The organism is Pedobacter agri (genome assembly GCF_032678665.1).
In the GTDB taxonomy this organism is placed as follows: Bacteria; Bacteroidota; Bacteroidia; order Sphingobacteriales; family Sphingobacteriaceae; genus Pedobacter; species Pedobacter agri_A.
The window spans coordinates 76268-91144 of the sequence record NZ_JAVTSH010000001.1 but is presented as its reverse complement, the minus strand read 5'-3'; the positions used below and the strand labels follow the sequence as shown (position 1 = coordinate 91144).

Below are 14877 nucleotides of genomic sequence, written 5' to 3'. Positions count from 1 at the left end.
CTGCAGCCATTTATTAAAAGATTGTAGTGAATGGCGGGACTGCTGGAGCCATATTATTGAAACGATAGTTTTCAGAAAATTAAAAGGATTGTTACCGTGTATTAATAAGTAAAACTTATGCAATTATGACTACAATCATTTCGGTTTTTATTAATTAGCGCTATTTTTGTGTTTAAAAGTAAAAGGTATAGGGTTAAGGTTCTCAGATCTCAAATCTCGATTCTCAAATCTAAAATATGAAAATAGAACAAATTTATACTGGTTGTTTAGCAGAAGCTGCTTATTATATCGAAAGTAATGGAGAAGCAGCGATCATAGATCCACTTAGAGAAGTTGGTACTTATTTAAAGAAAGCTGAAAAAGCTGGCGCAACAATCAAATATATTTTTGAAACACATTTTCATGCCGATTTCGTTTCTGGCCATGTAGATCTGGCGGAAAAATCGGGTGCGACGATAATCTATGGTCCAACAGCGAAAACCGAATTTGAATCGCACATTGCCAAAGATAAAGAGCAGTTCAAAATAGGCAATCTTACCATCACTGCGTTGCACACGCCCGGACATACACTGGAATCAACAACGTATTTACTAACTGATGAAAATGGAAAAGACCATTGCATTTTCAGTGGCGATACACTTTTTATAGGTGATGTGGGCAGACCGGATTTAGCCCAAAAAGGAAATTTAACCATGGAAGATTTAGCAGGAATGCTTTACGATTCCTTGAATGAGAAAATAAAACCTTTGGCAGATGATGTAATTGTTTACCCGGCTCATGGTGCAGGATCTGCTTGTGGAAAGAGCATGAGTAAAGAAACTTTTGATACCTTAGGGCATCAAAAGCAAGTAAATTATGCACTAAAAGCACAAACCAAAGAACAATTTATTGCTGAAGTAACGGATGGTATCATGCCGCCGCCACAGTATTTTGCTAAAAATGCCGCCATGAATAAAGGCGGCGTGGATAGTATTGATGATGTTTACGAAAAAGGGTTGAATGCTTTAACGCCTCAGGCTTTTGAAGATACTGCAAACCAAACGGGAGCGATTCTGCTTGATACACGAGATCCCCAGCTTTTTGCAAAAGGATTTATCCCAAATTCCATCAATATTGGCTTAAACGGGCAGTTTGCACCATGGGTAGGAGCCCTGATTACTGATTTGCAACAACCAATCCTGTTAATTACAGATGAAGGCAAGGAACAAGAAAGCATTACCCGGTTGACCAGGGTCGGTTACGATCATACCATTGGTTATTTGGATGGAGGCTTTCAACGCTGGACGGATGCTGGAAAGGAAATTGATACCATTGACACCATTTCTGCTGACGCTTTTGAGCAAGCTGTTCAGGAAAATGCAATCACTGCCCTGGATGTTCGCAAACCAGGCGAATATGAATCAGAACATTTGGAATTTACCTTAAGCAGACCATTAGATTTTATTGATGACTGGATGGGAGAAATCGATCCAAAAGCAACTTATTACATTCATTGTGCAGGTGGTTACCGATCAATGATTGCAGCCTCGATTTTAAAATCTCGTGGGGTAGAAAATGTGATTGATGTTGCCGGAGGTTATGGCGCTATTAAAAATACAGGTTTAAAAAGAACTGATTTTGCCTGCCCGAGTAAGGCGATGAAGGTTTAGTTTGAAATAGAAATAGAAAATGGGGAATAGAAAATAGAAAACGCATATTGGAAATGAATATATTTCATTTGATGCGCTGATTAGAAGATCAGGTCTATCACCTATTCTATAATTTCTATCTTCTAATTCCAAATCCGCAATTTCCATATAATACAAACTTAATCTATTCCCAATTACCCAATCTCTATTATCACTTAAATAAGCAAAATTGAGAAAATCCCATCATTACGATATCATCATTATTGGCGCTGGTCCGATCGGGATGGCTTGTGCAATCGAAGCAAAAAAAGCCAATCTAAGCTATCTCATTATAGAAAAGGGCGCTTTGGTAAACAGCTTATTCAACTATCCTGTTTTCATGACTTTCTTCTCTACCTCCCAAAAACTGGAAATTGGTGGTGTGCCTTTTGTTACAATTAGTCCGAAGCCAAATCGTAATGAAGCAGTTGAGTATTATCGCCGGGTGGCCGAAAAATTTGATTTGAATATCAATCTTTTTGAGCGGGTAATCGAAGTTAAGAAGAACGAGTCTGATATTTTCGAAGTAGAAACTGCAAAAGCAAATTATACCAGTGGAAATGTAATCGTAGCAACCGGTTTTTATGATGTTCCATTATTAATGAATGTTCCGGGTGAGGATTTGCCAAAAGTTACACATTATTATAAAGATCCGCATTTATATGCCTTTCAAAATGTGCTGGTAGTGGGCGCAAATAACTCCGGTGTGGATGCAGCTTTGGAAACTTATCGTAAAGGCGCAAATGTTACCATGCTTATACGTAGTGAAGAATTAGGTCCACATGTAAAATATTGGGTGCGGCCTGATATAGAGAATAGAATTAAAGAAGGTGCAATTACCGCTCATTTCCATTCTCAGTTACTCGAAATCCGAGAAGGCGAGGTTGATATTCAAACGCCTGAAGGAATTAAAACCATTCCAAATGATTTTGTGATAGCCATGACAGGTTACCAGCCAGATTTTTCAATGCTGAGGAAGTTCGGAATAGATTTGCCGGAAAGTTTATGTCCGGTTTATAACGAAGAAACGATGGAAACAAATGTAAAAGGTTTGTATTTGGCGGGCGTAGTATGCGGTGGGTTAGATACGCATAAGCTTTTCATTGAAAATTCCAGAGTACATGCGGAGATGATCGTAAAAAATATTGTAGGATAATGATACAATCAGGCTGACAAAATTAGTAGGGATTTTAAATACGCATTCAAAGTACAGATTTATCTCTTTGCCACTTACCCCAACCGTAACCCAGTTTGATTAGCAATGACGCTATAATCACCTGAATAAGTATCCCCAAATATTCCAGGATCGTATAAAGTGACACAGTGCTTTCAGGCGCTGGTTTTTTTAAATTTGGTAAGGGCGGGTTCACTTTCCAACCCTTGGCGGTTGATTCATTTTGATTTTGCATATTGAAAGCTGCTTCCATTACTTTAAATGATGAAACAGCTTGGCCAATGCGGGTAAGTGCAACAATAAATAACAGCCCCAAAATTATGGTTATTAAATTTTGTGTTTTTCTGCTGAATTTTATTCGAAACTCTTTAATGTAATAGATTAAAAAACCAACAATAATGAATAACGTAATGTATACTGGTATTGAAGGGGTAACAAAATAAGTATCATGAAGGTTGATACTGAGGTTTTGTTGGAAGGCCTCTTTTCCAAACATTAATGCAAGTATTAATGCAGTAATAAACGCCGACAACAGGAGCCAGCCAAATTCAATTAATAGCGGTTTAACTTTAGTCATCATTTATAATACAGGAACTTTTAAAACATTGCCGACAAAATTATCAATGGCAGTTTCTACACTGGGTAAATCTTTTGAAGTAATGTATGAACCTAAAACGTGGTTTCCTGCATTTGGAATGGCTATTTTTCTTTTTAAATCTTCCGGAGTGCCTAATTCATCGAACATCTTTAGCATGGCATCAACACGAACAACCGGATCTTGCTCCAATTCATTTTTATAATAATAGAGCATTAAAACAGGTTGTTTCACTTTTTCGAAAACAGATTTCTGCATGGTGCTTTCTACAAATTCCTGCAATTCTACCAATGATTCAATGCGGTAATTGGTATACCAGTATTTTTTATATTCTTCGGTTCTGCCATCAACTTTTCGTTCGTCACTGCCTAAAACGGTACGGGCAATTTGCAAACCCCATGGATCGTTTAACAGCCAGGCGTTTTTATCATTAATGGCTACATTTGGAGAAAGCAGGATTAAGCTATTAATTTCCGGATATGTGGCGGCTAATTTCAAAGCCGCAGTGCCTCCTGTTGATGTACCTACCAGAATTACCTTTTTACCCAACTTTTTACCAATGGCATAAGCCAGTTTACTGCTTTCCCACAATCGGTCGGCAGTAAAAAATTGCATCGGGGCAATGGTATCCACACCATGATCAGCCAATCGGGCTAAATACAAATTGGCGTGGAGTGCTTTTGCCAGATTCTGATGGATTGGATTTCCTTCGGTTTTTGATGCAGAGAAACCATGTAAATAAACTACCGCATATTCTGTTTGTTGCTTAAGTATTGGGTCGGCCCAAATAATTTCTGCTTCGTTTTCTGGTTTAATTTTGTTTAAACTTTCAATATTTTGTACATAACCATCCAAATCTTGTAAATCAGGAACTTTTACTAACGCTGCATCGTATAATGGTTTTTTTGGTTTCGGACCAAGGAAATAACTCACAACTAGTAATGCAGAAATTCCAATTAAGACTTTGTAACGCTTTTTCATTTTAAAAACAAACCTGCTTTAAATGTAAACTTTTGAATGATATAAAAAAGAATATTTCTGCATTGCGGTTTTGAATTTGAGGGGTTTTTACTTGCAGCAAACATTGTTACTAAACCTGATAGAAGCGGGCATACCCGATTCTTTGCCAAACAATCGGCACTGACTTACACGGGTATAAAGCGAAGAGCAGGACTGCAGAAATAGGGATTGCTTCCTTTCATTTCCAAAACCCTAATAATGACATTAAGCATTACCTTTTTATGGGAAATTAAGTTAAGTTTGCAGTCAAAATTTTTCGACTTAATGCCGGGAATCGATCAGATAAAAAAACCTATAGCAGCCGATATTAAAGCGTTTGAAAAAACCTTTAAAGAATCTATGCACAGCGATGCGCCATTGCTGGATAGGATTACCCATTATATTGTAAAGCAAAAGGGCAAGCAAATGCGGCCAATGTTCGTATTCTTTGCTGCGAAATTGTGCGGTGGAATTACCGAATCTACCCATCGTGGGGCAGCATTGGTAGAGCTTTTGCATACCGCAACCCTGGTGCATGATGATGTGGTAGACAATGCCTACGAACGTCGTGGGTTTTTCTCCATCAATGCGTTATGGAAAAATAAAATTGCTGTTTTGGTAGGCGATTATTTATTGGCTAAAGGTTTATTGCTTTCGGTAAACAATAACGAACATCGATTGTTACAGATAGTATCTGAGGCCGTGAAACAGATGAGTGAGGGCGAGCTGCTGCAAGTAGAAAAGGTACGTAAAATGGATATTTCTGAGGATTTATATTTTGATGTGATCCGCCAGAAAACAGCTTCATTAATTGCTTCTTGTTGTGCTGCGGGTGCGGCATCGGCCGGAGCCAGTGATGAAACCATTGAACAGATGCGCCTGTTCGGAGAGAAAGTGGGTATCGCCTTTCAAATTAAGGATGATACTTTTGATTTCGGAACAGATGATGTGGGTAAGCCCTTAGGTATAGACATTAAAGAAAAGAAAGTAACCTTACCTTTAATTTATGCGTTGAATAAGGCAGAAAAACCTGAACGGAAAAAGATCATCAACCTGGTTAAAAATCATCAGGATGATCCGGTTAAGATTCAGCAGATTATTGATTTTGTAAATGCACAACAAGGCGTTTATTATGCCAACCAGAAAATGCTGGAGTACCAGAACGCCGCATTTGATATTTTGCATCAATTTGAGGCCGGAGAGGCAAGAACCGGTCTTGAACAATTAGTACTTTATACTACCGAACGTAAAAAATAATGAGCAGCGAATTACTCTTCAGTTTAGGTTTCCTTTTATTTATTGTACTTATTTTGGCCTTAGATTTAGGCCTTTTTAGTAAAAAAGAACATGTAATTAGCTTAAAGCAAGCTGGTATTATGAGTGTGATCATGATCGGACTTGCACTCGGTTTTTACTTCCTGCTACTTACCGAAGGCCACCAACTGCATGGAATAAGAGATTTTGCCCACCTGCAAGAAATCGTAACCAACCACCAGCATCACATCAAACTTATTCCTGATGACTTTGAGGCCAGTTTGGCGGTATACCGACAGAATTTAGGCCTGGAGTTTTTAACAGGTTATGTCATTGAATATGCGCTTTCGGTAGATAATATCTTTGTGATCGTACTTATTTTCTCTGCCTTTGCTGTTGAAGAGAAATATTACCACCGTGTATTGTTCTGGGGTATTTTGGGCGCTATCATTATGCGTTTCATTTTCATTTTTGTTGGTGCGGCCCTAATTGCAAAATTTGCCTGGATTCTTTACATCTTCGGTGCTTTCCTTGTTTTTACAGGAGTAAAAATGTTTTTCAGTAAAGAAGAAGAAAAAATCGATCCTGAAAACCACCCGGTGGTGAAGTGGGCTTCGAAAATATTTTCAATTCATCCAAAATATGAGGGCAAAAATTTCTTCGTAACCATCAACCATAAAAGGTATGTAACGCCGTTGTTTCTGGTTTTATTAATTGTAGAATTTACCGATTTGCTTTTCGCAGTCGATTCCATTCCTGCCATCTTTGCGGTAACAAAAGATCCATACATTGTATTTTTCTCCAATATTTTCGCCATCATGGGCTTACGTTCCATGTTCTTTTTACTGGTAAATATTATTCACAAATTCCATTACTTAAAAACAGGCCTTGCCGTTTTATTGGCGTTTATCGGTGTGAAAATGTTGGGGCATACTTATCTCGAAAAAATTGGTTTCACAACAGAGCATTCGCTGATTGTGATCTTAAGTATTTTGGTCATTAGTATTGTCGCATCACTTGTTTTTCCGAAAAAAGTAGCGCATCAATAAAGGATTTTAAGCACTTAAAACAGGTAAGAACATCTTGGCTTGTGGTTTTTTGTTAATTCTTTTTATGAAAGGATTTGGAAAGCAAAAACAGTAATTTATTTTAATGTTCGTCCTGCTTTTCGTTTCAATCTTTTTGCTCAATGGCTGTCATGCTGAGGCACGAAGCATCTGTTTCATCGGCTGCAGATGCTTCGTACCTCAGCATAACAGGTAATTAAAGTTTCTGCAAACAAAAAGTATTTCCACTACAATCACGTTTATAAACTTAAGCTGGTTGTACTTCGGTCGCTTTGAATTTCTCTCGCAGATAATGCAAGTTTTCGGGGAATTTGAATTATTAAATCGGCGGCTATCACCTTAAATCTGTGGGAATATCTATACATCGCAAAGCAAAATAAACGTTACAGCTTAATTGCTCAATGTAATTTTTGTATTTTCAGCAATTAATTCAGTAACCAAAACCCATGAAATACTTCTTTTCCATCGCACTTATTTGCTTTGTGCTTTTCGCTAATGCGCAAGATCAATTTGGCAATGTTTTCTCCAAAATTAATGCTGATGTTCAGCAGCATTCCAAAGCCTATCAAACGCTTAAACATGAAACCGAAACCATCGGTCACCGTTTAACAGGATCAGCAAATGGTGTAAAGGCAGAACAGTATGCTTATGATTTGCTTAAATCTTATGGCTGTGAGGTAAAGTTTCAACCATTTGAAGTGGAAAGCTGGGCAAGAAAAACAGTTGATGTGGAAATTGGCACCGATCAAAATAGTTTAACCAAAATAAAAGCAGTTACACTTGCACACTCACCAGTTAGCGCAAACATCACCGGCGATATCGTTGATGCCGGCAACGGATTGGAGGTTGATTATCAAGCCAATCCTGCAAAATTTAAAGGCAAAATTGCTTTAATCTATTTGGGCGTTTTGCCTGGCTCAGCAGCTGGGACAAAATCACTGCACCGCTCAGAAAAAACAGCTATTGCGACCAAATACGGTGCAATTGGTGTAATCATCATCAATACGGTAAAAAATGGTGTATTGTTAACCGGAACAGCGTCGGTTACAGGTAAGCTGATTCCAATCCCAGCAGTTTGTATCGGTTTGGAAGATGGAATGGCGCTTAAAGAAAGATTGAAAAGTCAGGTGCAAATGGCACATATCGCCATGACTAATTTTTCGGGCTTAATTAAAGCCAGAAATGTGGTAGCTACCTTTAAAGGAGCTGAATTGCCTAAAGATAAAATCGTTGTCGGTGGCCATTTAGATAGCTGGGATTTATCTACAGGAGCAATTGATAATGGAATCGGTTCATTTGCAGTGATGGACATGGCCCGAACTTTCAAAAAATTGAATTTGAAAACTAAACGCACTGTTGAGTTTGTGTTATTCATGGGCGAGGAGCAGGGTTTGTTAGGTTCTAAAGCCTATATCAATCAGGCTAAAAAGGATAAAAATCTAGATCAGGTGAAGTTTATGCTAAATTACGACATGACCAATGATCCGAAAGGTTTTTCTACTTCGAGAGCTGAAATGAAAGAATTGTTTACCGCCTGGGGTGCCGATATTGTAAAAATAGACACCGGATTTAAGAATTTATTTAACGCTGGGGCAGGTTTGCATAGCGATCATCAGCCTTTCATGTTAGAAGGTATCCCCACAGGTGGGGGAGCCGGGGGTAAATTGCCAAATAACTCTGGCCCGTTTTATCACTCAGATGGAGATTCATTTAAATTGGTTGATGAACAAGGCTTAAAAAATACCGTTCGTTATAGCGCCATGCTTACTTACGCTTTGGCCAACACACCAAAAATTCCGGTAGGTGTGCAAAATGAAGAAGAATTAAAGATCTTTTTGGAATCGCAAAATTTAAAAGAGCCGTTAACCATTGCCGGCGAATGGCGTTGGAAATAGTTTTACATTAAAATACCTTACCTCATTTAACCCGTCATTTCGACTGAAGCAGTGAAATCTTTTTTAGACTTTGTTTATCGAAATGACGGGTTTTTAACTTTTTACTTTTAACTTTCTACTTTAAACTTTCCACTTAATCCCTACCCACTTATATAGCTTTCCAGCTGGGAAATTGTTTGTTTCTGATCAGCAATTATAAACTTCACCATATCGCCGATCGATAACATCCCTCTTACTTCTTCATTCACTACAATAGGCAAATGGCGAATGTGTTTCTCGGTCATCAATTCCATACAATAATCAATCGAATCGCTTAAGGTGATGGTGATCGGATTTGGCGTCATCACTTCGTTTATTAATGTATCTTTCGACGACTTGCCCTGAAGAATGATTTTCCTGGCATAATCACGTTCAGTAAAAATTCCCGAAAGCCTTTCGTCCTTCATTACCAGTACAGCACTGATGTTTTTATCAGTCATTACTTTCAAGGCATCCAAAACAGAGATGGTTTCAGGCACTGCGATAATTCTTGCCTGCTTGGTATCTAACAAGTGTTTAACAGTTTTCATAATTGGTTTATTTGGTTAACTGAATTTAATAAATAATAAGCTAAAAATCAAAGCTTGTGGTGTGTTGATACTCGGTTTTACAGAAGTGATGCAGGTATTGTAAACTTAAGCCGACAGAAATGGCCACCTCCGGTTTTTTTATCGGAGCTACAGTGAATTGCAGGATTGAACCAACCGAAGAAATGCTGAATATACCTTTCAAAAATGCTAGTATCTACACTTACTATTTTACACTCTGTAAACCAGCCTGTCATTTAATTATTTGGCTTTCACAAAGCTATGCCGTAACTTTGCAGCACATTTAAAACAAATAAAATATGTCATCAGTAGAGACAACTTATATCCCTTACAAAGTTAAGGACATTTCACTGGCAGATTGGGGCCGTAAAGAAATCGAATTAGCCGAAGCAGAAATGCCAGGTTTAATGAGTTTACGTAAAGAATTTGGTCCAACACAACCGTTAAAAGGTGCTCGTATTGCAGGTTGTCTGCACATGACTATCCAAACGGCTGTTTTAATCGAAACATTAGTGGCTTTAGGTGCTGAAGTTACCTGGTCGTCATGTAATATTTTCTCCACTCAAGATCATGCTGCTGCTGCTATTGCTGCCGCTGGTATTCAGGTTTACGCTTGGAAAGGCCTAAGCGAAGAAGAGTTCGACTGGTGTATTGAACAAACTTTACACTTCGGTCCGGAGCAACAACCATTAAACATGATTTTGGATGATGGTGGTGATTTAACGAACATGGTTTTCGATAAATATCCTGAGTTAATTGCTGCAATTAAAGGTTTATCAGAAGAAACTACTACTGGTGTACACCGTTTATACGAAAGAATGAAAAACGGAACATTGCACTTACCTGCAATTAACGTTAACGATTCTGTAACCAAATCTAAATTCGATAACAAATACGGATGCCGTGAATCATTGGTTGATGCCATTCGTCGTGCAACTGATGTAATGATGGCTGGTAAAGTTGCTGTTGTTTGCGGTTATGGCGATGTGGGTAAAGGTTCTGCAGAATCTTTAAGCTCACAAGGTGTACGTGTAATCGTTACTGAAATTGATCCAATTTGTGCTTTACAAGCTGCAATGGAAGGTTACGAAGTTAAAAAGTTCGCTACTGCGGTTAAAGAAGCAGATATTATCGTAACTACAACTGGTAACCGTGATATCGTTCGTGGCGAGCATTTCTTAACCATGAAAGATAAAGCGATCGTTTGTAACATTGGTCACTTCGATAACGAAATCGATGTTGCCTGGTTAAACGCTAACTATGGTTCAACTAAAGTTGAAATTAAACCACAGGTAGATAAATATACCATTGAAGGTAAAGACATTATTTTATTAGCCGAAGGCCGTTTGGTAAACTTAGGTTGTGCAACTGGCCACCCAAGTTTTGTAATGAGTAACTCATTCACCAACCAAACCTTAGCACAATTGGAGCTTTGGACGAACACAGATAAATACGAAAACAAAGTTTATGTTTTACCTAAGTATTTAGATGAGAAAGTTGCTCGTTTACACTTAGAAAAAATCGGTGTAGAGTTGGATGTTTTAGATCAACACCAGGCTGATTACATTGGCGTACCGGTAGAAGGTCCGTTTAAATCAGACGAATATCGTTACTAAAAAAGTCGGAAGTTCTATGTCGGAAGTCCGAGGCTAAATATCGAAAGGGATGTGCAATTTGCATATCCCTTTTTTATTTTGATTGTCATCTTCACCCTGTCGAAAGATTTAAACTTCCTTGCTTGCGGTGTTTCCGTGGCAAAAATATTTTGAAAACGTTGCCGCAGTAATTCTTCGGCAATTTCAGTCTGTGCCAAAGGTCATACTTCGGAGCTATACACTTTATCCCAAGAAATTCGTGAGGTTCGTTTCCATCAGTTTATTTTACAAAGTCTTGAAGTTCTTTTGCCAGTCAAAACCTACATTTGAGAAAAAATATAGAATGAAAAACCTCGCCATTATTTTGCTTTTTTCAGCTTTTGCATTTACTGGCAAAGCACAAACTGCATCTAAAAAATCAGCGGCCGATCAGGAAATTACAAAACAGGTTGTAGATATCGCCTGTGGCGAATGCCAGTTTAAAATGAAGGGCAAAAGCTGTGATTTAGCAATAAGAATTGATGGTAAGGCTTACTTTGTTGATGGTAAAAATATCGATGATTTTGGCGATGCGCATGGAAAACACGGCTTCTGTAATGCCGTAAGTAAAGCAGAGGTTTCGGGTAAAATTGTAAACAACCGATTTAAAGCTAAAGATATAAGACTGTTGCAACAGTAGATTAAGCAGCAATAAATATGAGCCTTTCAATTCATTTTGAGAGGCTTTTTTATTTTTCGAAAAAAAATATACTTTTTCATTGTCACACTTTAGTTTTTCTTGTGTCTTATAGTTGAATTGAGCAAAACAACTCAAATCCAGACAAACAAAAACGAAATTTCAGATATGAGAACCTATTTATTGATATTGCTGTGTATTTTATCTACGAAAGTCTTCGCACAAGAGGGTATGCAACTTACTGGAAAAATTATTGACGAGAAGACAAACCAACCGATGGAATATGTTGGTGTAATCTTATCAGGTAAAATCGATTCTACAAAAAAAGTGGGTGTGGTAAGCGATAAAGCCGGCTTGTTCTTTTTCAGTGGTTTGGCAAGTGGAGATTATGCCATCAGAATCTCGGCAATGGGTTATAATCCAATTCTGAAAAGTGTAAGCATCAAAGGAAAAAACCTGGATTTAGGAACCATAAAAATGAAAGAAGATGCCATTGCGCTAAAAGACGTTTCTGTAGCTGGACGATATGCATCTGCAACCATTAAAAAAGATACGGTAGAATTTAATGCCGACGCGTATAAAACACAGCCCAATGCAGCAGTTGAGGATTTATTAAAAAAACTACCAGGTGTAACCATTGCTAAAGATGGCAGTATTATGGTTCAGGGGCAAAAGGTAACCCGCTTAACTGTTGATGGAAAAGATTTCTTTGGCACGGATCCGAAAACAGCTACCAAAAATCTTCCTGCTGAGGTGATTGCCAAGGTGCAGTTAATTGATAGTAAAACTTTAGAGGCTAAAGCAACGGGCATTGATGATGGTCAACGGGAAAAGGTGTTGAATCTAACCATAAAAGAAGATAAGAAGAATGGCTGGTTTGGTAATGCCAATTTATCAGGCGGAACTACTGATCGCTATAGTGGTTATTTGAGCGCCAATCATTTTACCAAAAAGATGCAGTTTGCGGTTTTGGGGATGAGCAATAATGTTAGTAATGCCAGTTTTCAATATGAAGATTTAAACAGCTTTACCGGTGGAAATATTGGTAATCTTTTTGCTCCACCGGGAGGCGGTGGCTTTTCTATTAATGTAAATAATGGTCGTACAACCATTGGTGGTTCTGGTGTGTTTGACAACAGTGCCATTGGCGAAGTAACAACACACAGTGGTGGATTGAATTTTAGCAACAGTTGGGGTGACAAAGATAAACTGACCTTGAGCAGCAGCTATTTCACTTATTTTAGCAAAGGTTTGGGTAACCGGTTTTCAAATGTGCAGGATATCAATCAGGATGACGTACTGAGAACCGATGAAATTTCAAATCGAAATTCTGATAATCAAGCGCACCGTTTTAATTTCAAGGTAGAATATCATCCAGATTCGTTAACGGATATAACTTTACGCTCTAATGCTATCCTGAATTATACAACAAATATCAATAACCGGAATTTTAATACAGCTTTTGATCTATCAGGGAAAATTAATGAGGGTAACCAATTTCTGGATCAGCGGAATTCTACCCCTTCATTTTTTGGAGAACTTTCGGCAACACGGCGTTTAAAAAAGGGATCTATCATTATTGGTTTAAATGGATCGCAAAATACTTTCAATTCAAACTGGCTGAATAAATCACTAATCAGTAATTACAGTAGTGGTGTAGTTGATATTACAGATTTGAATCAACAGGCAGAACAGGAAAATAAATCTCAGAATTACAGTGTTGCAGTCAATTACATCAGGCCAATTATTGATAAAAAACTGAACAGCAATATTGCCTACATCCGTAATGAGGGTAAAGTAGAAGCTGAACAATTGACGTTAAGTTATAATCCTTTAACTAACACTTACGATGCTGTAGTTCCTGATTTTTCAAATACGCTTGAAAACCATACATGGACGCAAACCGCCAGATTGGGATTGATTTATAACCGCACCGAGTGGACTTATAATTTCGGCTTAGGATTCCAGGAAACAGGTTTAGATGCTGCTACATTTAGCAGTACAGGAATAAATACCAACAATATAGATAAGAAATATTACAACATTTTGCCGCGGTTAAATATTAGTTTTAGAAATAAAAATAAGCATACACTACAGCTTAACTATAATGCAAACGTGAATTTGCCATCGGTAAACGATTTACAGCCCGTTCAAAATAATAGTAATCCGCTTTATCAACGTATAGGTAATCCTGATCTGGAGGCTAGAAAAAGCCATCGCATGTCTGTTAACTTTAATACCTTCAGCGCTGATAACAATAAATACTGGAATGGTTACTTTTTGGTTAACTATGCTTTGGATGATGTGGGGAATAACATTAACTATATTGATGGCGTACAGTTTGTGAAACCTGTAAATGTTGATGGGAATTATTATATTAATGCAGGCACATTTTTTGGCCAGCCAACTAAATTGAAAGGGATGCGGATGGGCTATGGTATGAATTTATCAATGTCACACAATTCTTCATTTATCAATAATGAAAAAAATGTTACCAAACGGTATAATATTGGTCCAAATGCTAATCTCAGCTATGATATTGATGACAAATTAAATGCTGGAATTTATCTTGGTGTGCAATATAGTAAAGTAAATAACTCGCAGCCAGGTGCTCTTGATAATAAATACTTCAATTTTTATAACAGTGTAAGTTTAAGCTACGAGTTTATCAAAAACACCAGGATTAATGCAGAATTGAATCATAACGGAGCAGCAGGCAGGGCCGATGGATTTAATAATAATGTTTTTTTGCTGAATACTGGCTTGGAGCAATATTTTATGGAGCGTAGAATCACTTTAGCCCTGAAAGGATTTGATATTTTGAATCAGAATACCAACATTGACCGAACGGTAAATGGGAGTAGGATAGAGGACATCCGATTTAATACCATCACGAGATATTTCTATGTTTCTTTAAACTATAAGATTACCAAGGTAGGTGCTAAAAGCGAAAGAAGTAACCCGAGAAGTACGGTGAACTAATAGGTGTTTGTTTCTGGAAGACTTAGCCATCTAAACCCGATATACGCGGAAATTTTTGTCATGCTGAGCTTGTCGAGGCACAAAAATTGAAGCATTAGCGGGACTGAACCTGGGAAAAGAACTGCTGTAATTGCTTTTCAAAAAAAAATAAACCGATTAAGATGTTGAAATAAATTCAGCATGACGAGCCTATGTAGATTTTCCTACAGGTTGATGTCTCACCAACCGGATACTAATAGCTTATCAATTGAGATGCTGAAATAAATTCAGCATAACGAGAATGCTACTTTAAATACAACTCCTTAATTTTCAACTTAAAACTAATTACTTAAACTGTAAAACTTTTTCTCCTAACCCCTTGATTTATAAAAAGAATTGTTCTACTT

The 14877-nt window shown here is 37.7% G+C and carries 11 protein-coding genes; 8 read left to right on the top strand and 3 right to left on the bottom strand.

Annotated features, from left to right (window positions below; genetic code table 11):
• Positions 1 to 236 precede the first annotated feature (236 nt).
• Together R2Q70_RS00500 and R2Q70_RS00495 are read left to right on the top strand one after the other, a co-directional pair.
• The gene (locus tag R2Q70_RS00500; RefSeq protein WP_316805736.1) at positions 237 to 1649 is read left to right on the top strand and encodes an MBL fold metallo-hydrolase; all 1413 of its coding nucleotides are present in this window, start codon (positions 237 to 239) and stop codon (positions 1647 to 1649) included.
• A gap of 262 nt (positions 1650 to 1911) precedes the next feature.
• On the top strand, positions 1912 to 2823 hold the full coding sequence (locus R2Q70_RS00495) for a YpdA family putative bacillithiol disulfide reductase (RefSeq protein WP_410478350.1): 912 nt from the start codon (positions 1912 to 1914) through the stop codon (positions 2821 to 2823).
• Positions 2824 to 2869: 46 nt separating this feature from the next.
• On the opposite strand, the gene R2Q70_RS00490 is transcribed toward R2Q70_RS00495, so the two are convergent.
• Both R2Q70_RS00490 and R2Q70_RS00485 read right to left on the bottom strand, forming a co-directional pair.
• Positions 2870 to 3421, bottom strand: a complete 552-nt coding sequence (locus R2Q70_RS00490; protein ID WP_316805734.1) for a hypothetical protein — start codon at positions 3419 to 3421, stop codon at positions 2870 to 2872.
• Positions 3422 to 4417 (bottom strand): alpha/beta hydrolase, encoded by a 996-nt coding sequence (locus R2Q70_RS00485; protein ID WP_316805733.1) that lies wholly within the window; start codon positions 4415 to 4417, stop codon positions 3422 to 3424.
• A 303-nt stretch (positions 4418 to 4720) separates the two neighbouring features.
• On the opposite strand from R2Q70_RS00485, the gene R2Q70_RS00480 reads away from it, so the two are divergent.
• From R2Q70_RS00480 to R2Q70_RS00470, 3 genes are all read left to right on the top strand, one after another.
• Complete coding sequence (locus R2Q70_RS00480; protein ID WP_316806259.1) at positions 4721 to 5692, top strand: polyprenyl synthetase family protein; 972 nt, start codon at positions 4721 to 4723, stop codon at positions 5690 to 5692.
• Positions 5692 to 6738 (top strand): TerC family protein, encoded by a 1047-nt coding sequence (locus R2Q70_RS00475; RefSeq protein WP_316805732.1) that lies wholly within the window; start codon positions 5692 to 5694, stop codon positions 6736 to 6738. Before R2Q70_RS00480 ends, R2Q70_RS00475 begins: the two co-directional genes overlap by 1 nt.
• A 464-nt stretch (positions 6739 to 7202) precedes the next feature.
• The gene (locus R2Q70_RS00470; protein WP_316805731.1) at positions 7203 to 8651 is read left to right on the top strand and encodes a M20/M25/M40 family metallo-hydrolase; all 1449 of its coding nucleotides are present in this window, start codon (positions 7203 to 7205) and stop codon (positions 8649 to 8651) included.
• Positions 8652 to 8791: 140 nt separating this feature from the next.
• Here R2Q70_RS00470 and R2Q70_RS00465 read toward each other — a convergent pair whose 3' ends face one another.
• Positions 8792 to 9220, bottom strand: coding sequence for a CBS domain-containing protein (locus tag R2Q70_RS00465; protein WP_316805730.1), 429 nt, complete (start codon positions 9218 to 9220; stop codon positions 8792 to 8794).
• 317 nt (positions 9221 to 9537) lie between these two features.
• On the opposite strand from R2Q70_RS00465, the gene ahcY reads away from it, so the two are divergent.
• The 3 genes from ahcY (at position 9538) to R2Q70_RS00450 (ending at position 14491) form a co-directional block, all read left to right on the top strand.
• Positions 9538 to 10854 carry an adenosylhomocysteinase gene (ahcY, locus tag R2Q70_RS00460; RefSeq protein ID WP_316805729.1) on the top strand — a complete coding sequence of 439 codons (1317 nt, stop codon included), beginning with the start codon at positions 9538 to 9540 and terminating at the stop codon, positions 10852 to 10854.
• Between the two features lie 322 nt (positions 10855 to 11176).
• On the top strand, positions 11177 to 11512 hold the full coding sequence (locus tag R2Q70_RS00455) for a DUF6370 family protein (RefSeq protein WP_316805728.1): 336 nt from the start codon (positions 11177 to 11179) through the stop codon (positions 11510 to 11512).
• 165 nt (positions 11513 to 11677) lie between these two features.
• Positions 11678 to 14491, top strand: a complete 2814-nt coding sequence (locus R2Q70_RS00450) for a TonB-dependent receptor (protein ID WP_316805727.1) — start codon at positions 11678 to 11680, stop codon at positions 14489 to 14491.
• Positions 14492 to 14877: the final 386 nt, after the last annotated feature.

What these genes read in the sequence shown, in the direction of transcription:
- R2Q70_RS00470 (WP_316805731.1), top strand. Translation starts at nt 7,203, where the DNA reads ATGAAATACTTCTTTTCCATCGCACTTATTTGCTTTGTGCTTTTCGCT.
- R2Q70_RS00455 (WP_316805728.1), top strand. Translation starts at nt 11,177, where the DNA reads ATGAAAAACCTCGCCATTATTTTGCTTTTTTCAGCTTTTGCATTTACT.
- ahcY (WP_316805729.1), top strand. Translation starts at nt 9,538, where the DNA reads ATGTCATCAGTAGAGACAACTTATATCCCTTACAAAGTTAAGGACATT.
- R2Q70_RS00480 (WP_316806259.1), top strand. Translation starts at nt 4,721, where the DNA reads ATGCCGGGAATCGATCAGATAAAAAAACCTATAGCAGCCGATATTAAA.
- R2Q70_RS00485 (WP_316805733.1), bottom strand. Translation starts at nt 4,417, where the DNA reads ATGAAAAAGCGTTACAAAGTCTTAATTGGAATTTCTGCATTACTAGTT.
- R2Q70_RS00465 (WP_316805730.1), bottom strand. Translation starts at nt 9,220, where the DNA reads ATGAAAACTGTTAAACACTTGTTAGATACCAAGCAGGCAAGAATTATC.
- R2Q70_RS00450 (WP_316805727.1), top strand. Translation starts at nt 11,678, where the DNA reads ATGAGAACCTATTTATTGATATTGCTGTGTATTTTATCTACGAAAGTC.
- R2Q70_RS00495 (WP_410478350.1), top strand. Translation starts at nt 1,912, where the DNA reads ATGGCTTGTGCAATCGAAGCAAAAAAAGCCAATCTAAGCTATCTCATT.
- R2Q70_RS00490 (WP_316805734.1), bottom strand. Translation starts at nt 3,421, where the DNA reads ATGATGACTAAAGTTAAACCGCTATTAATTGAATTTGGCTGGCTCCTG.
- R2Q70_RS00475 (WP_316805732.1), top strand. Translation starts at nt 5,692, where the DNA reads ATGAGCAGCGAATTACTCTTCAGTTTAGGTTTCCTTTTATTTATTGTA.
- R2Q70_RS00500 (WP_316805736.1), top strand. Translation starts at nt 237, where the DNA reads ATGAAAATAGAACAAATTTATACTGGTTGTTTAGCAGAAGCTGCTTAT.